Annotated in this window: 24 protein-coding genes; 12 read left to right on the top strand and 12 right to left on the bottom strand. The window is 70.5% G+C overall.

The features are described 5' to 3' along the window. Positions 1-105 precede the first annotated feature (105 nt). Complete coding sequence (locus bpln_RS07125; RefSeq protein WP_055138435.1) at positions 106-2493, bottom strand: penicillin acylase family protein; 2388 nt, start codon at positions 2491-2493, stop codon at positions 106-108. Between the two features lie 339 nt (positions 2494-2832). On the opposite strand from bpln_RS07125, the gene bpln_RS07120 reads away from it, so the two are divergent. The 5 genes from bpln_RS07120 to bpln_RS07100 all read left to right on the top strand — a co-directional run bounded on the left by bpln_RS07120 (position 2833) and on the right by bpln_RS07100 (position 6161). Further along, the gene (locus tag bpln_RS07120; RefSeq protein ID WP_042624587.1) at positions 2833-3144 is read left to right on the top strand and encodes a BufA1 family periplasmic bufferin-type metallophore; all 312 of its coding nucleotides are present in this window, start codon (positions 2833-2835) and stop codon (positions 3142-3144) included. A 25-nt stretch (positions 3145-3169) separates the two neighbouring features. Continuing rightward, positions 3170-4114, top strand: a complete 945-nt coding sequence (bufB, locus tag bpln_RS07115) for an MNIO family bufferin maturase (RefSeq protein WP_082465219.1) — start codon at positions 3170-3172, stop codon at positions 4112-4114. Next, on the top strand, positions 4104-4883 hold the full coding sequence (locus bpln_RS07110; RefSeq protein ID WP_055138434.1) for an HvfC/BufC N-terminal domain-containing protein: 780 nt from the start codon (positions 4104-4106) through the stop codon (positions 4881-4883). The genes bufB and bpln_RS07110 overlap by 11 nt, the downstream gene beginning before the upstream one ends. Before the next feature lie 5 nt (positions 4884-4888). Next, entirely contained in the window at positions 4889-5392 is a 504-nt protein-coding gene (locus tag bpln_RS07105) for a DoxX family protein (protein WP_042624585.1), read from the top strand. 127 nt (positions 5393-5519) lie between these two features. Next, a complete protein-coding gene (locus tag bpln_RS07100) occupies positions 5520-6161 on the top strand; it encodes a DUF1109 domain-containing protein (RefSeq protein WP_042624584.1) in 642 nt (213 codons plus the stop codon). Positions 6162-6173: 12 nt separating this feature from the next. Here bpln_RS07100 and bpln_RS07095 read toward each other — a convergent pair whose 3' ends face one another. Further along, entirely contained in the window at positions 6174-6500 is a 327-nt protein-coding gene (locus bpln_RS07095) for a hypothetical protein (protein WP_042624583.1), read from the bottom strand. Between the two features lie 147 nt (positions 6501-6647). After that, positions 6648-6890, bottom strand: coding sequence for a hypothetical protein (locus bpln_RS07090; RefSeq protein WP_123863457.1), 243 nt, complete (start codon positions 6888-6890; stop codon positions 6648-6650). On the opposite strand from bpln_RS07090, the gene bpln_RS35165 reads away from it, so the two are divergent. Beyond that, complete coding sequence (locus bpln_RS35165; protein ID WP_148653954.1) at positions 6889-7299, top strand: hypothetical protein; 411 nt, start codon at positions 6889-6891, stop codon at positions 7297-7299. The genes bpln_RS07090 and bpln_RS35165 overlap by 2 nt on opposite strands. A 38-nt stretch (positions 7300-7337) precedes the next feature. On the opposite strand, the gene bpln_RS07085 is transcribed toward bpln_RS35165, so the two are convergent. The 4 genes from bpln_RS07085 to bpln_RS07075 all read right to left on the bottom strand — a co-directional run bounded on the left by bpln_RS07085 (position 7338) and on the right by bpln_RS07075 (position 10447). Then, on the bottom strand, positions 7338-8081 hold the full coding sequence (locus tag bpln_RS07085) for a helix-turn-helix transcriptional regulator (protein WP_226993617.1): 744 nt from the start codon (positions 8079-8081) through the stop codon (positions 7338-7340). A 177-nt stretch (positions 8082-8258) separates the two neighbouring features. Further along, positions 8259-8438: a hypothetical protein gene (locus bpln_RS35160; RefSeq protein ID WP_148653953.1), complete on the bottom strand. Its 180-nt coding sequence runs from the start codon at positions 8436-8438 to the stop codon at positions 8259-8261. Between the two features lie 112 nt (positions 8439-8550). Continuing rightward, positions 8551-9801 carry a dicarboxylate/amino acid:cation symporter gene (locus tag bpln_RS07080; protein WP_055138433.1) on the bottom strand — a complete coding sequence of 417 codons (1251 nt, stop codon included), beginning with the start codon at positions 9799-9801 and terminating at the stop codon, positions 8551-8553. Further along, positions 9785-10447: a GntR family transcriptional regulator gene (locus bpln_RS07075; RefSeq protein WP_055138432.1), complete on the bottom strand. Its 663-nt coding sequence runs from the start codon at positions 10445-10447 to the stop codon at positions 9785-9787. Before bpln_RS07075 ends, bpln_RS07080 begins: the two co-directional genes overlap by 17 nt. A 140-nt stretch (positions 10448-10587) precedes the next feature. Here bpln_RS07075 and bpln_RS07070 point away from each other — a divergent pair, with 140 nt between their 5' ends. Further along, positions 10588-11046 carry a GNAT family N-acetyltransferase gene (locus tag bpln_RS07070; RefSeq protein WP_042624578.1) on the top strand — a complete coding sequence of 153 codons (459 nt, stop codon included), beginning with the start codon at positions 10588-10590 and terminating at the stop codon, positions 11044-11046. A gap of 338 nt (positions 11047-11384) precedes the next feature. On the opposite strand, the gene bpln_RS07065 is transcribed toward bpln_RS07070, so the two are convergent. The 5 genes from bpln_RS07065 to bpln_RS07045 form a co-directional block, all read right to left on the bottom strand. Further along, the gene (locus bpln_RS07065; RefSeq protein WP_042624577.1) at positions 11385-12671 is read right to left on the bottom strand and encodes an MFS transporter; all 1287 of its coding nucleotides are present in this window, start codon (positions 12669-12671) and stop codon (positions 11385-11387) included. Positions 12672-12733: 62 nt separating this feature from the next. Then, positions 12734-13876 carry a mandelate racemase/muconate lactonizing enzyme family protein gene (locus bpln_RS07060; RefSeq protein WP_042624576.1) on the bottom strand — a complete coding sequence of 381 codons (1143 nt, stop codon included), beginning with the start codon at positions 13874-13876 and terminating at the stop codon, positions 12734-12736. 257 nt (positions 13877-14133) lie between these two features. Further along, the gene (locus tag bpln_RS07055; protein WP_042624575.1) at positions 14134-15453 is read right to left on the bottom strand and encodes an MFS transporter; all 1320 of its coding nucleotides are present in this window, start codon (positions 15451-15453) and stop codon (positions 14134-14136) included. Positions 15454-15595: 142 nt separating this feature from the next. Then, entirely contained in the window at positions 15596-16870 is a 1275-nt protein-coding gene (locus tag bpln_RS07050) for a glucarate dehydratase family protein (RefSeq protein ID WP_042624574.1), read from the bottom strand. 37 nt (positions 16871-16907) lie between these two features. Continuing rightward, positions 16908-18242 carry an MFS transporter gene (locus tag bpln_RS07045; RefSeq protein WP_042624573.1) on the bottom strand — a complete coding sequence of 445 codons (1335 nt, stop codon included), beginning with the start codon at positions 18240-18242 and terminating at the stop codon, positions 16908-16910. A 324-nt stretch (positions 18243-18566) separates the two neighbouring features. On the opposite strand from bpln_RS07045, the gene bpln_RS07040 reads away from it, so the two are divergent. The 5 genes from bpln_RS07040 (at position 18567) to bpln_RS07020 (ending at position 22546) form a co-directional block, all read left to right on the top strand. Next, positions 18567-19295, top strand: coding sequence for a GntR family transcriptional regulator (locus bpln_RS07040; RefSeq protein WP_080937120.1), 729 nt, complete (start codon positions 18567-18569; stop codon positions 19293-19295). A gap of 444 nt (positions 19296-19739) precedes the next feature. After that, positions 19740-20603, top strand: a complete 864-nt coding sequence (locus bpln_RS07035; protein ID WP_042624572.1) for an STAS domain-containing protein — start codon at positions 19740-19742, stop codon at positions 20601-20603. Between the two features lie 10 nt (positions 20604-20613). Next, positions 20614-20973, top strand: coding sequence for an STAS domain-containing protein (locus bpln_RS07030; protein WP_042624571.1), 360 nt, complete (start codon positions 20614-20616; stop codon positions 20971-20973). Positions 20974-20993: 20 nt separating this feature from the next. Beyond that, positions 20994-21419 carry an ATP-binding protein gene (locus bpln_RS07025; protein WP_042624570.1) on the top strand — a complete coding sequence of 142 codons (426 nt, stop codon included), beginning with the start codon at positions 20994-20996 and terminating at the stop codon, positions 21417-21419. After that, positions 21404-22546, top strand: a complete 1143-nt coding sequence (locus tag bpln_RS07020) for an ATP-binding SpoIIE family protein phosphatase (protein WP_042624569.1) — start codon at positions 21404-21406, stop codon at positions 22544-22546. The genes bpln_RS07025 and bpln_RS07020 overlap by 16 nt, the downstream gene beginning before the upstream one ends. Positions 22547-22581: the final 35 nt, after the last annotated feature.

The following is a 22581-nucleotide window of genomic DNA, read 5'->3' as shown; positions in this document are numbered from 1 at the left end:
TCGCTGGCTCGATCGTCGTGCATGAACCCGACTTCGACGGCGCGGGTCCGGGCGAACGGCAGCGGAGCCGGCACGCCGCGCCACTCCCGCCGCCCATCACCTCGTCTACGGCGCGAAGCGCAGCGTATGCCGCGTCTGGCCGGGCAGGAACGGCCGCGCCTCGCCCCTTACCCAGGCCTCGTGCCCGGCCAGGAAGAACGGGCTCAACGGATGCCCGCTCTGGCCGCCCGGCATGTTGAAGATCCCCTGCGCCTCGTGCCCCGGCGCCACCACCATCCGCTCGGACTGGCCGAAATTCGGCCCTGCCACGCGCGGCATGCCGACGTCGCCGGGCACCTCGTCGGCGGGCGCCTCCAGCCAGCGGCCAAGCAGCGGCACGCTGGCCGCGAACGGATGCACGATGCGCAGCGTGTTGCGCCGGCCCCAGGTGGCCTGGTCGAGCGGCGTGCCATCGCGCGTGACGTCGGCGATGGTCCGGTCGATCGCGGCGAGTTGCACGTCGCGCCAGTTCGCGGCGCCGGCCGGCAGCCAGCCGGCCGGCTGCGCGTCGAGCAGCCGCTCCAGCACCACGGCCCAGCGCGGATTGGCGAGCTGGTAGGCGGCCTCGGCGTCGTCGCGCCTGATCCGGGCGTTCAGCCCGCCGAACACGTCGTCGGCCAGCGTGTAGAGGAAGCCGCGCGCGAGCCGGTAGCCGACCGAATCCACGCTGGCCCGCCCGTCCCAGCTCTGCGTCAGCAGCCGGCGAAACGCGGCGCGCTGCGGGTGGCCGGCCAGCGCCGCGTCGTCGAGCACGCGCAGCGCGCGCTCGCGCCACGGCGCGATGAAGCGCGCGCGATCGTCGAGATCGACGCGGTAGGCGGCCTGTTCGTCGGTGTGGCCAAGCGCGGCGAGATCGTCGCGCAGCTGGCCCGCGCGCGCGCCGTTGTCCGCGCCGCCGTCGCCGATCAGCCGGTAGGCCGCGCCGGCCAGCTGCCGGTTGTTGGCGGTCCAGAGCTGCCCGGCCGCCGGATCGACCACGCGCGGCACGGCCTCGGGCGGCAGCGCCGCCCGCCAGGCGCCGGCATCGGCCGCACCGGTGATCGCGCGGCGGTCCGGCAGCGGGCCGGCGATCGACCAGCCGATATGGCCCGCGCGGTCGCCCACCACCACGTTCTCGGCCGGGATGCCCGATTCGTTCGCCACGCGCAGCGCCTGGTCGAGATTCGCGGCGTCGGCCATCCGCGTGAGTTCGAGGTTCACCGCGCCGGGCGCCTGCGCGATCCAGTGGATCGCATAGGGCCGCCCGTCGAGTTCGCGCACCGGCCCGAGCGAGGTCTCGGTCACCGGCAGCGTGACGGACGCGGCGCCGTGGACGCGGATCACTTCGTCGTAGCGCCGCGCCGTCTCGGCCCGGCCGCCGACGCGAAACGCGAGCGGATCGCCGCCGTCGTGCTCGACCGGCACCAGGTCGAGGCCGTCGACATAGCCGTCGGTGAAGCCCCAGGCCACCTCGCCGTTGCTGCCCACCACCACCGCGGGCACCCCGGCCAGCGTCACGCCCACCACGCGCCGCGCCGGCTGCCTGCCGTCGTCCGTCACCAGCGCCGCGCGATACCAGGTGTTCGGCAGCGCGATGCCGAGATGCATGTCGTTGCCGACGATCGCCGCGCCGTTCGCGCTGCGCGCGCCCGCGATCACCCAATTGTTGCTGCCGATCGACGAGCGGACATCGAGCTCGGCAAGCTGCTTTGCCGTGTCGGCACCGGTCGCGGCCGGCGCGCGGAAGCCGTCCGGCGCGCTGGCCGGCAGCGGCGGCGCGGGCAGGCTGATGGCGGGTGCATCGAGCGGCGCGTCGAGCGCCGAGGCGGCCGGCAGCAGGAAGGCAGCCTGCGCCGCGCTCGCGTGGGTGGCGAGCCAGTTGCGCGCGATCGCGCGCGGCAGCAGGTTGCCCTGCAGATCGAAGTACATCGCCCAGATCGCCAGCAGCGAATCCTCGGGCCGCCAGCGCATCGGCCGCGCGCCGAGCAGCACGTATTCGAACGGCCGCGCGCCCAGCGCGGCGAGCCCGTCGTTGACGCCCCGCGTGTAGCGCTCGAGCAGCCGGCGCTGGTCGGGCGGCAGTTGCGCGAGCGTGGCCTCGGCGCGCGCGCGCAGCCGGAACAGCCGGTGCGAGCGATCGAAATCGAGCGCGACCGGCCCCACCAGCTCGGCCAGCTCGCCGGCACCGCTGCGGCGCAGGTAGTCCATCTGGAAGAAGCGGTCTTGCGCGTGCAGATAGCCGACGCCGTAGGCGAGATCGAAGCGGTCGCGCGCGGTCACGGTCGGCACGCCGAGCGCGTCGCGGGTGGCCGTGACCGGCGCGCCCAGGCCCGGCGCGTGGATCTCGCCGTCCAGTTGCGGCAGGCTCGCGCGCAGGAACAGGAACGCGCCGGCGGCCGCCAGCACGACGACGAGCACGACGAGGCTCGCCAGCATCTTGAGCCACCACATCGGGCGGCGCGTTCGGAAAGTCATGGGATCGCGAATGGATGACACGGAAAGACGGGACACGCCGGCATCGCGAACGCCGTCGGCATCGCGCGGCGGCGAGCGTCCGGTGCCCGCGCCGGCCACCCCGCCCGGCACGCGGCCGGGCGGCACCCGGACCAGGCATTCGACTGATCATAGCGCGATCGACGCGCGCGCCGCCAGCCGGGCCGAACTGTCGTGCCGCCACGCGCAGCGGCCACCTCGGCCGCATCGGCCACCCTTCGACGAAAAAAAACGACCGGCTGTAACCGGCATCGAAAGGCCGGCGAACTAACCAGCGTACCCACCATGGGTACCGTCCAGTCCACTTACAGGAGAATCTCCATGTCCGCAAAGAAATCGGTCAATTCCGCCCTCATCGTCGGCGCCGTCGCCAGCCTGCTCGCGTCGGTCGCGCACGCCGCGCCGCTGACGCAAGCCGAGGCGAGCGCAGCGCTGGCCGCCCACAAGGAGAAGTGCTACGGCGTCGCGCTGAAAGGCCAGAACGATTGCGCGGCAGGTCCCGGCACGACCTGCCAGGGCACCTCGACGGTCGATTTCCAGGGCAACTCGTGGAAGTTCGTCCAGGGCGGCACGTGCGCCAGCATCTCCGTGCCGAACGGCGGCCACGGCTCGCTGACGCCGATCAAGTCGTAAGCGGCGCACGGCACTGGAGACGACCATGGCACACACCATCGTCAGCCCGGCAGGCCACGATCCCGGTCGTCTCCAGCCGGCCATCCCGCACGGCCTGCTGGCCGGCACCAGCTTCAAGCCACAGCACCTCGCCGAGATCCTCGACGACGGCCTTGCCGGCGGTTTCTTCGAAGTCCACGCGGAAAACTACATGGGCGCGGGCGGCCCGCCGCATCGCTCGCTCACGGCGATCCGCGAGGCGTATCCGCTTTCCGTGCATGGCGTCTGCCTGTCGATCGGCGGCCCGGCTCCGCTTGATCGCGACCATCTCGCCCGCTTTGCCCGCCTCGTCGCGCGCTACCAGCCGGCGCTCGTCTCCGAGCACCTGGCCTGGTCCACGCACGACGGCGCATACTTCAACGACCTGCTGCCGCTGCCCTACACGAAGGCCACGCTCGACCGCGTCTGCGAACACGTCGACCAGGTGCAGACGGCGATCGGCCGGACCCTGCTGCTGGAGAATCCTTCCACCTACGTCGCGTTCGAGGCATCGACGATGAGCGAGACCGAATTCATCGCCGCCATCGCGCGCCGCACCGGCTGCGGCCTGCTGCTCGACATCAACAACGTATTCGTTTCGGCGACCAATCACGGCGAATCGGCGCCACGCTATCTCGCCGCGTTCCCGCTCGACCGGGTCGGCGAAATCCATCTGGCCGGCCACACCGCGCAGCACGACGACGAAGGCGCGCCGCTCCTGATCGACAGCCACGATCGCGCCGTGGCCGACGCCGTCTGGCAGCTCTATGACGACGTGCTGGCGCGCACCGGCCCGCTCCCGACGCTGATCGAATGGGACAGCGCGCTGCCCGACTGGCCGACGCTGCGCGGCGAGGCGCTGGAAGCGCGGCGGCGCCTGTCGGCCGCGGCGCGGGCACGGACATCGGCACGAACGCAGACACCCGCGGAGGCGCCCGATCATGTCAGTTGAGATTGATTCGGATCACTATGCATCGGCGTTCTCTTCCGGCCTCGTGAATCCCGAACTGGCCGCGCCGCCCGGGGTCGTCGCGCACGGCGGCAAGGGCGTCGTGACGCGCTACAACGTCTATCGCAACAACGTCACGGTCAGCCTGATCGACGCGCTGGCCGCGATCTACCCGGCCGTGCAGCGCATCACCGGCGTGGAATTCTTCCGCGCGATGGCGCGCTTCCATCTGCGCGAGACGCCGCCCGTCTCGCCGCTGCTGTTCGAATACGGCCGTGCGTTCCCCGAGTTCATCGCGCGCTACGAGTACGCGCGCGAGATGCCGTGGCTCGCCGACACGGCACGCATCGAGCGCGCCTGGCTCGACGCCTATCACGCGGCCGACCTGCCGGTGCTCGCGGCCGACGCGTTCGCGTCGATCGCGCCCGAGGTGCTGGCCGACGTCACGTTCACCGCGCACCCGGCCACGCGGATCGTGCGCTCGCCGTACCCGGCCGTCGCGATCTTCGCGATGAACAAGCAGGACGGCCCGGTCGAGCCGCTCGTCCGCGGCGACGCCGAGGACGCGCTCGTCACGCGGCCCGATCTCGACGTGATCGTCTCGCGCCTCGCGCCCGGCGGCGCCGCGTTCCTCACCGCCCTGATCGACGGCGCCCCGCTCGGCGAGGCCGTCGCGATCGCGCTCGATGCCACCCCCTCGTTCGATCTGCCGGCCAATCTCGCCGCGATGATCGACACCGGCGTGTTCAGCGCCGTTCACCTCGGAGACTGATCGACATGTCAGCCCCTCGCATGCCTTCCCGGCCGCTGTCCGGCGGCCTCCCCGAACTGGTCCGCCGCGCGCGGCTGGCCGTCGAATGGTTCGCGCAGCCGTGGCTCGCGCAACTCGCGCTGCGGCTCGCGCTCGCGGTGCCGTTCTGGAAATCGGGCGTGCTCAAATGGAGCGGCGTCTTCCAGTTGAGCGACACGGCGATCCAGCTGTTCACGAGCGAGTTCCAGCTGCACCTGCCCGGCGGCCCCTACCCGTTCCCGATGCCGGCGCTGTTCGCGTTCCTGTCGGGCTGCGGCGAGGTGGGGTTTCCGGTGCTGCTGGTGCTCGGCCTCGGCACGCGGTTCGCCGCGATCGGCCTGCTGCTGATGACCTGCGTGGTGGAGCTGACGGTGCCCGACGGCTGGCCGGTCCATCTGACCTGGGCCGCGATGGCGCTCGGCATCGCCGCCTGGGGGCCGGGCCGGATCTCGCTCGACAGCCTGCTCGGCGATCGCTCGCCGCGCGCGTGAACCGGCACGTCGTGCGCGCGCCCGAGGTTCGGAATGGTCGACGTGATCGAGGCGGTCGAAGCGACCTTCGGGACGCGCTTCACGGCCCGCATCGATCGGCCGGCGGCGCCGCGGCCCTGGCTCCACGATGAAGACGCGCGATCTCGTCACGCGGCTCGCGGCCGACCTGCGGCCGGTCGAGCCCGGTGCCGTCGCGCGCCGCATCGAGCGCGCGCTGCTGACCGGCTTCGCCGGCAGCGTCGCGCTGCTGGTCGGGCTGTACGGCATCCGCAGCGACATGCCGGAGGTGATCCTGACCACGCGGTTCTGGGCGCGTCTCGCGTTCCCGCTCAGCCTCATCGTCGCGGCGATGAAGCTGACCGAGCGGCTCGGGCGGCCCGGCGCGCCGGTGCGCATGGCATGGATCGCGGCGGCGCTGCCGGTGTTGACGATGCTGCTGGCGGGCGGCGGCGTGCTGCTCGCCACGCCGCCCGGCTACCGGCTGCAGCTGATGCTCGGCACGAGCGGGTGGCTGGCCGCCGCGAACCTCGTGCTGCTCTCGCTGCCGCCGCTGGCGGCGGCGATGCACGCGCTCAAGGGGCTCGCGCCGACGCGCCTCGCGCTGGCCGGCGCGGGCGCGGGCCTGCTGGCCGGCGCCCAGGGGCTGCTGGTGTTTTCGCTGTACGGCGCCGACGTGTCGCTGTCGTTCTGGGGAATCTGGTACGCGCTGGCGATCGTGCTGACGACCGCGATCGGCGCGGCGCTCGCGCCCGGCTATCTCAGGTGGTGAGACGCGCGCCGCTCAGCCGCCGTGCAGGCACTCGCCCACCACCGGCGCGGCGATGCATTCGCGCAGCGCGGCGGTATGCTCGATGAAGGCCGCGTACATCAGGAGCGAGCAGTCGCTCTCGCGCAGCGACAGGCTCATGTTCGCCGTTTCGGCCTCGAGGCGGCGCAGCAGCCCGTCCTTGTCCGGACAGATCTCCATCAGCGCCTTGAGCAGCGCCTCCTGCGCGTGAATCCGGCCGGACAGCACGTCGATGCGCATCTCGTCCTTCGTCATCCTGCCCGGCGGCATGCCGTGTACCTCGCCCACGTATGCCGTCCGCGTCTCCTGCCGCACGTTCATCTGGTCTCGCTCCTTAAGTCCCAATCGCGGGCGCTACATCGCCGTGCCACCACGGCGAACGGCGCCGCCGCAGCCGTCCTGCCCGCTCCATCGATCCCGCGCCCGTCCTTCGATCACGCCCTCTCCACCGTTTTGCCCGCGCCCGCCTCAGCCATGCCGCCACGGCGCACCCGGCGCGGCCGGCGGCGGCCGCGCGGCGTGCCTGGCCGCACCGGCCAGCAGATCGCCGCGCGCGACGGCGCCCTGATGCATGCCGGCGTCGTCCGGCGTGCAGCCGCCGAGGATCGCCAGCGCGACGGCACAGGCGACAAGCAGCGCGCTCGCGGCCAGACAGCATTTCTCGACCGTCACGGCGAAGCTCCGGTGCTCCTGACTGAATGGACGTTCCATGGCTCTCCCGATGGTGACCCGGCCCCGCGCCGCGCACGCCGCCGTGATACCGGCGGACCACCTCGCGCCGCGCTGCGGCAATAAATCGATATCGTCAATTATGTTCGGCTTCGCGTGCAATTCATTCGGGCATTTATGCCGAACACAAAATCAACCGTATTCCGTGATTGACCGCGATTCGATCGGCCTGGCGCCAGCCGCCGCGCCGGCATGGCCGGCATCCGGTTATCGAAAAAAAATAACGGATTACTTCACGAGTGCCGCGACCGGCGCCGGCACCGTCCGCCCCGCCAGGGCCGGCACGGCCTTGCCGGCCGGCGCACTCCGCCCGTGCGCCCGTATCGTAACACCCGAATTTTCCAGTCACTATATTAAATATCAGTGCTGTCTGATAGCCTTTTATCGATGAAAAAAGATTCCGTGACGCACATGTTTTAAGTGAATCATTTATTGATCCAGCAAACCCAGGGTGGCAGCCCGCTTTACCGTCAGCGAAATGTGATTTACAGAAAATTTTTCGTTGAGCCGTTTGTAATAGCCGTAGACCGTCGGTACCGCGACGCTCAACTCCTTGGCGATGTTGTGGGCGGTATAGCCGCTGCGCAGCAGCCGCAGGATGCCCGTTTCACGCTCGGTCAGCGCCAGCGAACGCGCCGCGTCGCGGCGGATCTGCCCCGCGTGCCAGTCCAGCAGTTCGTTCGCGATCAGCCGGAAGAACATCCGCTTCGCGTGCAGCGCGGGCTCGGCCTCGCGCGCGGGCGCGGCGCTGCCCACGTAGAGCACGCCGCCCAGGTTCAGCGTCGGCAGATGGGCCGGCGCGATCAGCTTCGCGCCGAAGCCGTGCGCGGCGTCGTGCGTGCGCAGCGCGAGCTGGCCGTCGGTCTGCGGCGCGATCGAGCCGGCCGTGGTGGGCGTGGAGGTGCGGCGCGCGTAGGCGATGCCGGGGTCCGCGTCGAACCAGCGCCGCTCGCGGTAACCGCTGAGCCAGCCCGGCGCCGCGTCGGTCAGCACCGCGTCGTCGTCGAGCCGCGGATGCGCGGCGCCCTCGGCCGGCATCAGCAGGAACGCGAAGCGCTCGCCGCCCAGCGGCCGGATCAGCCGCGTCACGATCTTGCGCAGCGCGGTGCGGTCCGACGCGCGCTCGAGTTCGTCGAACACGGCGAAATAGTTCTGCTGGTCGATCTCACGCACGGCGCCCACCTCGCGCGTTGGGCCGCGCCGGTGCCGGCGGACCTCGCCGGGCCTCGGCCGGTTGCTGCATCCGGGTTTCCGTCAGGACAGTCATGCGAACGCTCTCTCTCGGTAAGCTGCGACGTCCGAGAGCGGCTGCGCTGCCCTCGATCACGTCGCGACGTCATGGACACGTCTTCACTTCGCCTGCTGCATGCCGACGATCGCGCGAATCTGCGATCGCAGTTTGCTTGATCCTTTCCATCGAAACGCGGCCGTCATTCCCGCCTCGGGAAAGCCGGCCTTGCCGCTACCGCTGATACTGCCTCGACCGCCGATACCGCTTGCCGCCGCGTCGCCCGCCGTGGACGATGCCATCGGCCGGCGCCGTGCCGGATGAATCCAGGCCGGCGCGCGGCAAGCCTCGCGCGACGGCGCCGGCCGGCCGCGCGGGCGCCCGCGCCCGCGCCCGGGCCCGGGCCCGGTCCGATCAGTTGGTGCGGTACGAGGCGCCGCCGTCGACGCCGTCGGCCGCCGTGATCCGTTCGTCGCTCGACAGGCGCAGCGACACCGTCATCGCCACGGTGCTCGCGTAGACGTTCATCGCCGTGCGGCCCATGTCGAAGAACGCGTCCACGCCGAGGATCAACAGCACCGCCTCGGCGGGCAGCCCCACCGCGGCCAGCACGATCGTGATCGCGACGATCGCGCCCGACGGCACGTTCGCGGCGCCGTCGATGGTCAGGATCGTCAGCGCGAGGATCGTCAGCGCGAGCGGCCAGCTCCAGGCCACGTGATAGGCATCGGCCAGGTAGCCGACCGCGAGCGCGGTATAGAGCACCGCGCCGTCGCGGTTGAAGATGTACGACAGCGGCAGGATGGTCGAGGCGATCGACGACGGCACGCCCATTTCCGTCAGTTTCTTCAGATGCACCGGATAGGTGATTTCCGACGAACGCGTGGTGAAGGCGAGGATCAGCGGCTCGCTGACCTTGCGGATCACGGCGAGCGGCTGGTTGCCGGTGGCCACGATGATCAGCGTCAGCAGCACGGCCAGGATCGCCATGCCGAGATAGGCGATGCCGAGCAGCTTGACGAGCGGCATCAGGCCGGCCACGCCGCGGCTGCTCATCAGCCCGGCCACCGCCGCGAAGATCGCCAGCGGCGAGAGCGCGACGATCCACTCGACCATCTTGAACAGGCCGGCCAGCAGCGAGGCGAACAGGTTGATGGCCGGGCGCCCCGCTTCGCCGGTGGCGCCGAGCGCGGTGCCGAGCATCACGCCGAACACCAGCACCGGGATCGCGTTGCCCGAGGAAAGCGCGGCCACCAGGTTTTGCGGCACCATGTCGGTGATGAACTTGATCCAGTCGATGCTGGTGGCGAGGTGGTCGGGCAGCGCGCCCGAGCCCGTCATCGAGGCGCCGAGGCCCGGACGGAACAGCCAGTACAGCCCGAGCCCGAGCGCGCTCGAAATGACCGTCATGACGATGAAGAACAGGATCGCGATCACGGCCGTGCGCCCGAGGTGGCGGCGCTGCTCGACGGCGCGATAGCTGCCCACCACCACCGACAGCAGGATCAGCGGCATCACCACCATCTTGATGGCATGGCCGAACAGCGTGGAGAGGAAGCCCACGTCGGCCGCGAAATGCGGGGCATAAACGCCGGTCAACGCGCCGAGAATCAGCGCGATGATCATGATCAGCGGTAGCGAGGTGCTGCTATTCTTTTGATTCATTTCTGGCCCGGATTAATTTGATTCTTGCAGGGGTTCCATCTACGATGTGATTCCACATGTGACCGCGGGCTTCCTCGGGTTGTCCGTCCCGAATCGCGGAATAAATCGCCAGATGTTCCGTGGTGCCACGCCGAACCGTCTCGATGTCCTGACGTGGCAATTCATTCAATGCAAGCGTCTGTGCTCTCAGTAATTTATAAAAATTGTGCAGCCGTTCGTTTCTCGCGGCCAGAAACATTTCCTGATGAAAAACCCAACCGATGCGCTGCTCGGCCATGATGTCGGTCTCGCCGCTCTCGATCAGCCGCTCCATCCGGTCCACCGAGGCCGCCATCGCGGGCGTCGGCCCGCGGCACGCCGCGAGGTAGGCTGCCGTGCTTTCCAGCGCGAGCCGGACCTCGAAGATCTGCTGGAGATCGTCGCGCGTCGGATCGTTCACATAGGTGCCGCGCTTGTCGAACACGGTGACGAGATTCTCGGCGGCCAGGCGTTGCAACGCGCTGCGCACCGGCATCTGCCCGATTCCGAGTTTGCTTGCCAACCCGCGATGTGAGATTTTCTGGCCTGGTTCCAGGCGTCCGTCGAGAATTCGTGTTCGAATTTCGTCATACGCGTGGTCGGCGTCTGAATTTGTTTTTTCTTCCATTCTGTGATCGCAGTATTGTCTTTTGCTAAACACGCAATCGGCCCGCGGACGAGGATACCCTTACCGCCAGCTCCGAGCAACCGTCAGATGTGACGGGCAACACTGATTTCAAAGACCGCTCTCTATCGCCCAGATTCTCGATGATTAATCACGCTTCGCTGTTTGAAATTGTTATGGTCGGCGCCGACGACGTTTATCCGCTGCGCGCCCGCTTGCTGCTCGATGGCGATGAAATCGCCTCGCGCCTCGCCGGCGATCTGGAAGCGGACACGCTGCATCTCGGCATCCGGCGCGACGGGAGGCTGGTCGGGGTGGCCTCGGTATGCCGCGAGGATCACCACGCGTTGGCGCCGGCCGGCGGCTGGCGCCTGCGCGGCATGGCGATCGACGAGCCGCTGCGCGGGCTCGGTTTCGGACGCGTGCTGGTGCGGCTCTGCGCGAACCACGCGCGCGAGCATGGCGGCAAGACGCTCTGGTGTACCGGCCGCGAGACGGCGGCCGGATTCTACGAGGGGCTCGGCTTCGCGCGCGATCCCGAGGCGCTGACGCTGGCCTCGAAACCAGGCGTGCTGTTCTACCGGATGTGGATGGCGATCTGATTCGCGTGCCGCCGAGGCAGGGCGGCGGCAGGCCGATCGACGCGCAAGGCGTGATGCCGGCGCGCAGCGATGGCGGGGGAAGCGAAGCGACGGCGCGGCGGCGCCGTCTGTCGCGGCGTCGCCACGGCCGCGGGCCGGCAACGCGAGCACGACGCGCGGGATCCGTCTCGCGGATCGGACGATGCTCGGCAATGGAAACGGTCCCGTGGAAACCGGCGCGCGCCGGCACCGGTTCGGGCACGCGGCAACCGCGCGCGTAACGCAGACGGACCACCCACCGAATTCACCCCGTCCCGACTGCGGCCCGCCCCTCCCTCAACGGCGCGCCGGCCGACGCTTCACGCCGCGCCGCGCAGCCGCTCGACGGCGGCTGGGCGCACCGCGAACATCAGGATCAGCGCGCCGACGAACGCCGACGCGCCCGCCAGCACGAACGCGCTCTCGTAACCGCCGCCGTACTGCACCAGCCAGCCGGTCAGGCTCGGCGACAGGATCCCGGCCAGGTTGGCCAGCAGATGGACGAAGCCGCCCGCGGCGCCCACCCGGCGGCGCGGCACGATCTCCTGCAGCAGCGACCAGCAGGCCTGCGGCGCCATGAACGCGAACAGGCTCGCGATCGCGATCAGCGTGACGGCCGCGCCGAGCGAACTCACGCGCGAGGCCAGCAACACGCAGGCGGCGGCCACGCCGAGCCCCACCACGATCACGATCTTGCGCGCGAACAGCACGTCGCCGGTGCGCCGGTAGATGCGGTCCGACACGCTGCCGCCCGCGGCGAAGCCCACCGTCGCGCCGAGCCACGGCAGGATCCCCACCACGCTCATCTGCTTGATGTTCAGGTGCTGGTAGTCGGTCAGGTAGCTCGGCAGCCAGGACAGGAAAAAGTACAGCACGTAGTTGAAGCTGAAGAACGCGAGCGCCACGCCGAGCACCGGCCGCGACAGCAGGTAGTGGACCAGGCCGCGCTCGCCGCCGCCCGGCGCGCCGGACTCGGCCACCGCATCCACGGCGCGGTCCGCCACGATCTCGCGCGCCTCCTCGGCCGACACGCGCGGGTGCGTGGCCGGGTCGTCGCGGAACACGGTCAACCAGGCGGCCAGCCACAGGAAGCCGAGCGCGGCGATCACCACGAACGAGATGCGCCAGCCGAACTGCAGCGCGACCAGCCCGACGACGGGCGCCGCGATCGCCGCGCCGAGCGGCTGCCCGGCGTTGGTCCAGCCCACCGCGCGGCCGGCCTCGCTGCGCGGGAACCAGTTCGAGATCGACTTGTTGGTGGTGGTGCCCATCGGCCCCTCGCCCACTCCGAACGCCACGCGCACGATCATCAGGTGCGCGAACGAGCCGGCCAGCGCGGTCGCGCCGCAGAACAGCGACCACACCGCCGCCGCCACGCCGAACACGCGGCGCGGGCCGAAGCGGTCGGCCGCCCAGCCGCCGACGAAACAGAACAGGCAGTAGCCGACGAAGAAGCTGCTGAACAGCACGCCCATCTGCGCGTCGTCGATGCCGAGGTCGTGCTTGATGATCGGCGCGACCACCGACAGCGCGGCGCGGTCGAGATAGTTCAGCATGCCGGCGCCGAACAGCAGCGCGCCGATCCAGTAGCGATAGCGGATTGTCATCGTGTCTCCGGGTGATCTTGATCGTCTTGGTTCTGTTCGTGCGATTTGAGCGCGGCGGCGCCTCAGTCGAGCGTCGCGTGGGCCAGCGTGTTTTGCGCCAGCAGCGCGAGATCGGGCGCGAAGCCGAGGCCCGGCGTGTCGGGCAGCGTGAAGCGTGCGCCGGGGCGCTGCGCCGCGTGCAGCCGCTCGGGCCAGTCGAGGTAGGGAATTTCCAGCGCGACGTCGGCGGGCAGCGTCGCCACCACGTGCGCCGTGGCCAGCAGCCCCGCGCCGTAGTAGAAGCAATGCGGCACCACGCGCACGCCGTGCTGCGCGGCCAGCGCGATCACGGCGCGCATGCCGGTCGGCCCGCCGATCTTCGCGATGCTCGGCTGCGCGACGTCGAGCGCGCCGCGCTCGAGCAGCTCGCGAAAGCCCGCCACGCCCGAGGCGTTCTCGCCGGCCGCCACCGGCACGCCGAGCGCGCGCACGCGGGCGAGGCCCGCGACGTCGTCGCACGGCCAGACCGGCTCCTCGATCCAGCCGAGGCCCAGCTCGCGCAGCGCCGCGACACGCGTGGCAGCCTCGTCCACGCGCCACGGGCAGTTCACGTCCACCATCAGGCGCCCGCCCTCGGGCAGCGCGGCGCGCGCGGCCGCGATCGCCGCCTGCGCGGTCTCGTGCAGCTTGATCGAGCGGAAGCCCTCGTCCCATGCGCGGCGCACGTGGCGCGCCACTTCGTCGGCGTCGTTCTCGTAGCTGACCAGGCTCGCGTAGACGTCGATCTCGCCGCGCTCGCCGCCGAACCAGCGGTACAGCGGCAGCCCGGCGGCCTGCGCGGCCAGGTCGTGCAGCGCGGTGTCGATCGCCGACAGCGCGTAAAGCACCGGGCCGGTCCGGCCGAACGCATGCAGCGCCTGATCGGCCCGCTCGCGCAGCGCGGCGATGCCGTCCGGCGTCGGCTCGAATTCGGCGCCGCGGAACCAGCGGCCCACCGGGCCTTCGAGCGCGGCGAACGTGACCGGATTGATCAGATGGCCGAATGCCTCGCCCCAGCCGGTGCGGCCCGCGTCGTCGGTGAGCCGCACCAGCAGCGTCTCCATCCGGCGCAGCGAGCGGTCGGCGGCGTTATAGGTATCGGTGGCGGAATCGGGCACGGCGGCGGGGCGGCGCCCGGCGTCGAATGCGAGTGACAGGCGGATGACTTCGACGGCGGCGATTTTCACTGGCGACTCTCGTGACCGCCGGCCCCCAGGATGGCGCCCTCGCCGTGCGCGCCGTCATGGCGACGCGGACGAGCGACGGACACCCCGCCTCGGGGCCGGCTCGAATGAATTGTCCGTCATCGTATGACATAGCGAAACACAATGCAATCGACGGAATTGTTCATTTTTTCAGCGATCTGGCGGCACGACATCCCGGATCACGCCGCCTTTATCATTAGACGTCGTATATCTTGTCGATGTGAAGCGATGCCTGCCGTTCAGCCGGGCGCGCGCAGGCCGCCCGCCTCGCCGGCCTCGCGCAGCATCACCGGCGTCATGCGCGGCATCAGCGCATGCATGATCGCGAGCGCGACCAGATAGGCCAGCGCGCCGATCGCGAACAGCGCCCAGTACTGCCCGGTGCGCTGCAGCGTCTCGCCGATCACGCCCGAGAACAGGAACGAGCCGAGCATGCCCATGGTGCCGCCGATGCCGATCACGGTGCCCACCGCGCGGCGCGGGAACACGTCCGACACCAGCGTGACGAGGTTGGCCGACCAGCCCTGGTGTGCGGCGGCCGCGAGCCCGACCGCGAGCACCGCGAACCAGAGCGTGTGGAACTGCGAGAGCAGCGCGATCGGCGTGACGCAGAGCGCGCAGACCGCCATCGTCAGCTTGCGCGCGTAGTTCACGCGCCCGCTGCGCGCGATCAGCCGCGACGACGCCCAGCCGCCCAACACGCTGCCGCCGCAGGCCATCGCGTAGATCGTGACGAGCGGCGGCCCCATGTGCTGCATGTCGATGCCGTTCGCCTCGTTGAGCCACTTCGGCAGCCAGAACAGGTAGAACCACCAGACCGGATCGGTCAGCAGCTTGCCGACCATGAACGCCCACGCCTCGCGATGGCGCAGCACCGAGAGCCAGCCCACCTTGCGCTCGTCCGGCACGGCGCCCTCGTCGGCGTTGATGTAGGCGAGTTCGTCGGGCGCCACGCGCGGATGCCGGGCCGGCTTGCGGTACATCACCAGCCAGGCGGCGAACCAGACGAAGCCGACCGCGCCGCTCGCCGCGAAGGCCGGCCGCCAGCCCCACAGCACGGCCATCGCCGGGATGATGGCCGGCGCCACCACGCCGCCCACCGTCGCGCCCATGTTCCAGATGCCGGTGGCGAGCGCGCGCTCGCGCTTCGGGAACCAGACCGCCGTGGTGCGCAGCGCCACCGGGAAGTTCGACGCCTCGGCGAAGCCGAGCAGCCCGCGCACCGCCGCGAAGCCGGGCACGCTCGCGGCCAGCGCATGCAGCATCGCCGCCGCGCTCCACAGCGCCATCGCGCCGCCGTAGACGAGCTTGGTCGAGAGCCGGTCGGCCACGCGCCCGAACAGCAGCAGGCCGAGCGCGTAGGCGGCCGTGAAGATCATCACGGTCTGCGCGTACTGCACCTGGCTCCAGCCGATGTCGGCCTGCATCAGCGGCGCGAGCAGGCCAAGCGTCTGGCGGTCCATGTAGTTGATGGTGGTGGCGAAGAACATCATCGCGCAGATGGTCCAGCGGTAGCGGCTCGACAACGCGCCGGGGCCGCCCGGGTTCGGTGGGTTCATGTCGTGTCTCCGTCGTTGTGATGATGTTCGTGGCTTGCTGCTTGGCTGCATGACGCTGCGCGGCGCGCCGGCCTGCCGGGCCGCGGCGCGTTGCGTCCCGCCGCCGCCGGCCGCGAGGCGGGGCGGCGGCGACACACGCAGCTCAGAAACGCGGCTTGCGGTGGGTCCAGTCGGGCCGGTACTTGCGCATCTGGCCGACGTCGTCGCGCTGGCGGATGCCGCAGGTCCGGTACAGCTCGTGCAGCTTCATCAGCTGGTCGCGGTCGATCTCGAGGCCGAGCCCCGGCGCGTCGGTCAGCGCCACGCAGCCGCCCGTGATCGGCAGCTTGCCGCCCTTCACCACTTCCTCGTCGCCCTCCTGCCACGGATAGTGCGTATCGCACGCATAGGACAGGTTCTCCACCGACGCGGCCACGTGCGTCATCGCCATCAGGCTGATGCCGAGGTGCGAGTTCGAATGCATCGACACGCCGATGCCGAATGTGTCGCACATCCTCGCCAGCTGCTGCGTGTCGCGCAGGCCGCCCCAGTAGTGGTGGTCGGCCAGCACGATCTGCACGCTGCCGAGCGCCACGCTGCGGCGGAATTCGTCGAAGTCGGTCACCACCATGTTGGTGGCGAGCGGCATGCCGGTGCGGCGGTGCAGCTCGGCCATGCCCTCCAGGCCCGGCGTCGGATCCTCGTAGTACTGCAGGTCGTCTCCGAGCAGCCCGGCCATGCGCAGCGCGGTGTCGAGCGACCAGTTGCCGTTCGGGTCGATGCGCAGCGGCGCGTTCGGGAACGCGCGCTTCAGCGCCTTGATGCAGGCCACCTCGTGCTCGGGTTCGAGCGCGCCGGCCTTCAGCTTGATGCTCTCGAAGCCGTGCGCGTCGATCATGCGGCGCGCCTGCTCGACGATCTGCGCCTCGCTGATCGCCTCGCCCCAGGCATCGGGCGCATAGGGGCTGTCGATGTGCTGCGCGTACTTGAAGAACAGGTAGGCGCTGAACGGCACCTCGCGGCGCACCGCGCCGCCGAGCAGGTCGACGAGCGGCGCGTTCAGGTAGCGCGCCTGCGCGTCGAGGCAGGCCACCTCGAACGCCGAATAGGCATTGCTGACCGCCTTGCTCGCGTGCGAGCCCGGCGCCAGCTCGGCGCCCGGCGCGCTGGCCGGCGCGCGGCTCGCCACCACGCCGCGCACGATCTCGCGCAGCCGGTTCAGCTTGAACGGATCGAGCCCGATCAGCTCGCCCTTCACGGCGTCGAGCACGGCCAGCGCCGGCGCGTCGCCGTAGCTCTCGCCGAGACCGACGTGGCCGGTGTCGGTCTCGATCTCGATGATCGAGCGCAGCGCATAGGGCTCGTGGATGCCGGCCGCGTTCAGCAGCGGCGCGTCCTTGAACGCGATCGGGGTGACGGTGACACGGGTGATTTTCATGGGGTTCCGGGACAAGTGGCGAAAAAGGCGGCGGGCCTCAGCCGGCCCGCGCGCCGCGCGCCCGGCGGGGGCGCGTGAGCCAGACGGCCGCGACCGCGGCGAGCGAGGTGGCCGACAGCCCGGTCAGCCCGCCGCGGATCGAGCCGGTGTGCTGCTCGAGCAGCCCGAACACGGCCGGCGCGACGAAGCCGCCGAGGTTGCCGATCGAGTTGACCAGCGCGAGCACGCCGGCGGCGATGCGCGCGTCCAGGTGCTGCTGCGGGATCGGCCAGAACAGCGACGAGGCGGCCTTGAAGCCGACCGCCGCGAAGCAGATCGAGACGAACGCGAACACCGGGCCGCCGAAGGTCGAGACGAACATGCCGGCCGCCGCGATCACGAGCGCCACCGAGGTCCACAGCTGCTGGTGGCGAAAGCGCGAGGCCAGCGCGGCGAAGCCGGTCATCGCGACGATCGACACCAGCCACGGGATCGAATTGAACAGGCCCACCTCGATATCGCTGAACTGCCCCATCTTGCGGATGATGCTGGGCAGCCAGAAGGTCGCGCCGTAGATCGTCAGCGACACCGCGAAATAGATGAAGCAGTAGAGCGCGATCTTCGGATCGGCCAGCAGCTTCCATGGCGACCGGTGCGCGGGCCGCTCGCGTTCGCGCTCGGCCTGCTCGGCAGCGATGGTTTCGGCGAGCGCGCGGCGCTCGTCGTCGGCGAGCCAGCGCGCGTCGGCGGGCCGCGAATCGAGCCAGAACCAGACCGCGACGCACAGCACGATCGAGGCCGCGCCCTCCACCACGAACATCCACTGCCAGCCGCGCAGCCCCGCGCCGCCCAGTTGCAGCAGCGCGCCCGAGATCGGCCCGGCCACGATCGAGGCCAGCGCCGAGCCGCTCAGGAACACCGCCATCGCGCGGCCGCGCGCACCGGACGGCAGCCACTGCGTGAAGTAATAGATGACGCCGGGAAAGAAGCCCGCCTCGGCCACGCCGAGCAGGAACCGCAGCAGGTAGAACGAGGTTTCGCCGCGCACGAACGCCATCGCGGTGGCCGCGATGCCCCAGGTCAACATGATCCGCGCCAGCCAGGCGCGGGCGCCGAGGCGCGCGAGCAGCAGGTTCGAGGGCACCTCGAAGATCGCGTAGCCGATGAAGAACAGCCCCGCGCCGAGCCCGTAGGCCGCGGTGTCGATGCCGATGTCGGCCGCCAGGTACACGCGCACGAAGCCGATGTTCACGCGATCGAGGTAGTTGACGATGAACATGACGACGAACAGCGGCAGCACGCGCCGCTCGATCTTCGCGACGGCGCGGGCGAGCGGCGCGGCCGGCGCCAGTGCGGGCGTGTCCGGCACGACGCGATGCTTCGCAGTTTCCACGGTGTCTCCTGGTTGCCCGGTCGGCGCTCGGCGGCCGGCGCGGCGGCGCGGCGGCTCGATGATGGCGAGGCCCGGTGGCGAACTCGATTTGGCCGGATTAAAACACTAAAACATTAGTGCGTCAATGAAGCCGAACTGCGCTATCGTTGCGGCTGCCGCCATGACGGCGCATGGGCATGCCGGTGCGCATCATGCGGTGCCGGGCCTCGCCGCCTGGCGCCGCCCGGCACCAGCGCCCGCCCGGTCGTGCTGGCCGCCGCCGGGCGCCCGAGGCGCCGCGGCTGCCCGGGCCTGCCCCGTACTCCCCGTTTTCCGATTCGACCGATGACCCCGACGCTTGCCGAGCTGCCCGCCGCCACCGCCCTGTCCGACCTGATCGCCCCGTCGTTCGACCGCTCGCGCCATGCCGCGCCGCAGGTGTTCGAGCATCTGCGCGAGCTGATCGTGGCGATGCGCCTCGCGCCCGGCACGGTGCTGCAGCGCGCGGATCTGGCGGCGCTGTACGGCCTGAGCCAGACGCCGGTGCGCGACGCGCTGATCCGGCTCGGCGAGGAAGGGCTGGTCGACATCTTTCCGCAGCACGCCACCGTGGTCAGCCCGATCGACGTGCCGCTCGCGCGCCAGCAGCTGTTCCTGCGCCGCTCGGTCGAACTCGAGATCGTGCATCGGCTCGCCAGCGACACGCCGGCCGGGCTGGTCGCGCGGCTGCAAGACGGCATCGAGCTGCAGCGCATGCACGCGGCGCGCGAGAACTACGCCGAATTCGTGCGCGCCGACCAGGCCTTCCACCAGTCGATGTACGACGCGGCCGACGTGGCCGGGCTGTGGGCGCTGGTGCGCCGCCAGAGCGGCCACCTGGACCGGCTGCGCAGCCTGCACGTGCCGATCCCCGGCAAGACCGGGCGCGTGCTCGAACAGCACGAGGCGATCGTCGCGGCGATCGCCGCCGGCGACGCGGCCGGTGCCCAGCAGGCGCTGCGCGCGCACCTGTCGGGCACGCTCTCGCAGGTCGAGGACATCCGCGCGCGCTATGCGGCGTTCCTGAAATACTGACGACCGGCGTGCCAGCGCGCGGCCTCCAGCCGATTTCGACCGGCGCCATCGCAAAATCGCCGGCCACCCGATGCCCCACCCGCTCCTCTGGATGCCTTGCGCCGCGCGGCGCCGACGCCATCAGGCCTGGCAGGATCCGGCAGGATCGCCCGCCGACCGGTCCCGCGCCGGCACGAGCGCGGGCCGCGCACCGCCCGCCATGCCGATATCGATTGCTTTTGGCCATCGGGGGTCCTATCCTCCTAACTCGAAAAAACGGACGAATGCCATGCCGCCTGCGCGACGGCTCCGTCGCCCGCCGGGAACGGCGTGCCGGAACCCGTCGCGCCGCCGCGGCATGCACCCACGACCGCGGGCGGTGATTCACGAGTCGGGCAGCAAGGCCCGCCGATCGAACCGCAACACCACGACCAGGCACGCTTACCGACTCTTTCCGGAGCATTCATGAATCAACCGAACCGCATTGCGCTGGCCGAAGTCCTTTCGCGCAACCGCGCCACCCTGCTCAACGACTGGCTGAACCAGCACCTGTCCACGGCGCAGCGGCGCGGGCTCACCACCGATGCCGAGATGTCGGACCAGTTCCGCGGCTTCCTCGGCATCTTCATCGACACGCTCAGCAGCGTGGAAACCATCGACGCCGCGCGTCCCGAATGGGAGCCGGTGCGCGAGTTCCTCAGCGAGATCTCGAAGCACCGCGTGCGGCTCGGCTTCACGCCGGTCGAGACCGCCACCTTCGTGTTCTCGCTGAAGCAGCCGCTCTACACGCTGCTGCGCAGCGAGTTCGGCAGCGACTCGGCCGCGCTCGCCGAGCTGAGCTGGGCCGTGAACCTGCTGCTCGACGCGCTCGGCCTCTACACCACCGAGGTCTACCAGCGCAGCCGCGAAGCCATCATCCTGCGCCAGCAGGAAGAACTGCTCGAGCTGTCCACGCCGGTAGTGCAGCTGTGGGAAGGCATCCTCGCGCTGCCGCTGATCGGCACGCTCGATTCGGCGCGCACCCAGATCGTGATGGAAAGCCTGCTGCAGAAGATCGTCGAGACGGGCGCGGGCATCGCCATCATCGACATCACCGGCGTGCCGACCGTCGACACGCTGGTCGCCCAGCATCTGCTCAAGACCGTCGCCGCAGCGCGCCTGATGGGCGCCGACTGCATCATCAGCGGGATTCGCCCGCAGATCGCGCAGACCATCGTGCACCTCGGCGTGGACCTCAGCAACGTCACGACCAAATCGACGCTCGCCGATGCCTTCGTCGTCGCGCTCAAGCGCAACGGCACGAGCATCGCCGGCGGCGCCGCGAAGTGAGGCGCGCGACATGGACCGCATTCCGATATTGCAGCTCGGCGACGTCCTGATCGTCGCGATCCAGGCCGACATGCACGACCGGCTCGCGCTGTCGCTGCAGGAGGACCTGACCGAGCGCATCGTCAAGGTAACGGCCAAGGGCGTGCTGCTCGACATCTCGGCGCTCGACGTGGTCGATTCGTTCATCGGCCGGATGATCAGCAACATCGCCGCGATGGCCACGGTGCTCGACGCCGACACGGTGGTGGTCGGCATGCAGCCGTCGGTGGCGATCACGTTGGTCGAACTCGGACTCACGCTGACCGGCGTGCGCACCGCGCTCGACGTCGACCGCGGCATGGCACTGCTGCGGCAGCGGCGGCGCCATTGATTTCACCCACCTATTCCGCCATGGACACCGCCGGCGTCACCGTCGTCTCGACCACCCGGGTCGGGCTGCGTTCGGACCAGGAGATCGTCAGGCTGCGTCAGCTCGTGCGCGACCATGCGATCGAGCTGGGCCTGTCGCTGGTCGACCAGACCAAGTTCGTCACGGCCGCCAGCGAGCTGGCCCGCAACACGCTGCTGCACGGCGGCGGCGGCGACGCGGAGCTGAGCGTGCTGGAGCGCGGCGCGCGCAAGGGCCTGCGGGTCGCGTTCATCGACACCGGCCCGGGCATCGCCGACATCGACCGCGCGCTGCAGGACGGCTTCACCACGGCCGGGGGCCTCGGGCTCGGGCTCGGCGGCGCGCGGCGCCTGTCCGACGAGTTCCAGATCGAGACCGAACGCGGCAAGGGCACCCGAATCACGATTGCAAAATGGAAAATTCGCTGAGCGGCCTGCGGGCCGCGCACGCCTCGTTCGAGATCAGTGATCCGAGCGGCGTCGCGTTCGCGCGGCGCGGCGCGAACGAGATCGCGCGCCGCTGCCTGCCGGGCGAGACCGACCTCGGCCGGGTCGCGCTGATCGTCACCGAAGCCGCCACCAACATCCTCAAGCACGCGAAGCACGGCGAACTGCTGGTGCGCGAGCTGCCGACGCGCGGGCCACCATCCGGGTTGTCGCCGGCGGGCGGCGGCGTCGAGCTGATCGCGCTCGACAACGGCCCCGGCATCCTCGACGTGCGCGCCGCGTTCGAGGACGGCTACTCGAACACCGGCACGCCGGGCACCGGGCTCGGCGCGATGCGCCGGCTGTCGGACGAACTCGCCGTGTATTCGCAGCCGGGGCTCGGCACCGTGGTGCGCGCCGTCGTGCATGCGCGCGGCGTCGGCAGTGGCGGCGCCGTCGCGGCGGAAGTGCCGGATCTCGACATCGGCGGCGTTTGCGTGCCCTACCCGGGCGAAACCGTCAGCGGCGACGCCTGGGGCATCGAAGTGGACGGCGCCGGCCTCGTCGTGACGGTGGCGGACGGCCTCGGCCACGGCCCCGACGCGCATGTCGCCGCGACCTGCGCGATCGACATCGCGCACCGCAACCCCGGCTTCGCTCCGCGCCGCCTGATGCACGCGATGCACGACGCGCTGCACGCCACGCGCGGCGCGGCGGTGGCGATCACGCGCCTCGATCCGGCCCGCACCGGGCTGTCGTTCTCCAGCGTGGGCAACGTCGCCGCGTCGCTGTGGGGCGGCGGCCGGCCGCTGGCGATGCCGTGGCCGGTGGGGCGCCCGACTCCCGACGACGCCGGCTCGCGCGGCGAGCGCGAAAGCTGGCAGCTCGCCTCGCGCAACGGTATCGTGGGACATGCGATGCGCGACGCGCAGGAGATCGCGGCGCGCTGGCAGGACGGCACGATGCTGATCCTGCACTCGGACGGCATCGGCACGCGCTGGGACCTGGCGGCCTACCCGGGGCTGCGGCTGCAGCCGGCGGCCGTGATCGCGGCCGTGCTGTATCGTGACTTCTCGCGCCGCCGCGACGACGCGACGGTGGTGGTGGTGAAGGCAGCGCAATCACGCTGAAAAACCGGGCCGACGAACCAGGCCGACATCGAGAC

Origin of the sequence: Burkholderia plantarii, assembly GCF_001411805.1 — a bacterium.
Classification (GTDB): Bacteria; Pseudomonadota; Gammaproteobacteria; order Burkholderiales; family Burkholderiaceae; genus Burkholderia; species Burkholderia plantarii.
The sequence above is the reverse complement of the archived record's forward strand: the minus strand, read 5'-3'. Positions and strand labels throughout refer to the sequence as shown.

Coding starts and splice junctions, on each gene's coding strand:
- bpln_RS07125 (WP_055138435.1), bottom strand. CDS start 2,493: ATGACTTTCCGAACGCGCCGCCCGATGTGGTGGCTCAAGATGCTGGCG.
- bpln_RS07120 (WP_042624587.1), top strand. CDS start 2,833: ATGTCCGCAAAGAAATCGGTCAATTCCGCCCTCATCGTCGGCGCCGTC.
- bufB (WP_082465219.1), top strand. CDS start 3,170: ATGGCACACACCATCGTCAGCCCGGCAGGCCACGATCCCGGTCGTCTC.
- bpln_RS07110 (WP_055138434.1), top strand. CDS start 4,104: ATGTCAGTTGAGATTGATTCGGATCACTATGCATCGGCGTTCTCTTCC.
- bpln_RS07105 (WP_042624585.1), top strand. CDS start 4,889: ATGTCAGCCCCTCGCATGCCTTCCCGGCCGCTGTCCGGCGGCCTCCCC.
- bpln_RS07100 (WP_042624584.1), top strand. CDS start 5,520: ATGAAGACGCGCGATCTCGTCACGCGGCTCGCGGCCGACCTGCGGCCG.
- bpln_RS07095 (WP_042624583.1), bottom strand. CDS start 6,500: ATGAACGTGCGGCAGGAGACGCGGACGGCATACGTGGGCGAGGTACAC.
- bpln_RS35165 (WP_148653954.1), top strand. CDS start 6,889: ATGGCTCTCCCGATGGTGACCCGGCCCCGCGCCGCGCACGCCGCCGTG.
- bpln_RS07090 (WP_123863457.1), bottom strand. CDS start 6,890: ATGGAACGTCCATTCAGTCAGGAGCACCGGAGCTTCGCCGTGACGGTC.
- bpln_RS35160 (WP_148653953.1), bottom strand. CDS start 8,438: ATGGCATCGTCCACGGCGGGCGACGCGGCGGCAAGCGGTATCGGCGGT.
- bpln_RS07080 (WP_055138433.1), bottom strand. CDS start 9,801: ATGAATCAAAAGAATAGCAGCACCTCGCTACCGCTGATCATGATCATC.
- bpln_RS07075 (WP_055138432.1), bottom strand. CDS start 10,447: ATGGAAGAAAAAACAAATTCAGACGCCGACCACGCGTATGACGAAATT.
- bpln_RS07070 (WP_042624578.1), top strand. CDS start 10,588: ATGATTAATCACGCTTCGCTGTTTGAAATTGTTATGGTCGGCGCCGAC.
- bpln_RS07065 (WP_042624577.1), bottom strand. CDS start 12,671: ATGACAATCCGCTATCGCTACTGGATCGGCGCGCTGCTGTTCGGCGCC.
- bpln_RS07055 (WP_042624575.1), bottom strand. CDS start 15,453: ATGAACCCACCGAACCCGGGCGGCCCCGGCGCGTTGTCGAGCCGCTAC.
- bpln_RS07050 (WP_042624574.1), bottom strand. CDS start 16,870: ATGAAAATCACCCGTGTCACCGTCACCCCGATCGCGTTCAAGGACGCG.
- bpln_RS07040 (WP_080937120.1), top strand. CDS start 18,567: ATGACCCCGACGCTTGCCGAGCTGCCCGCCGCCACCGCCCTGTCCGAC.
- bpln_RS07035 (WP_042624572.1), top strand. CDS start 19,740: ATGAATCAACCGAACCGCATTGCGCTGGCCGAAGTCCTTTCGCGCAAC.
- bpln_RS07030 (WP_042624571.1), top strand. CDS start 20,614: ATGGACCGCATTCCGATATTGCAGCTCGGCGACGTCCTGATCGTCGCG.
- bpln_RS07025 (WP_042624570.1), top strand. CDS start 20,994: ATGGACACCGCCGGCGTCACCGTCGTCTCGACCACCCGGGTCGGGCTG.
- bpln_RS07020 (WP_042624569.1), top strand. CDS start 21,404: ATGGAAAATTCGCTGAGCGGCCTGCGGGCCGCGCACGCCTCGTTCGAG.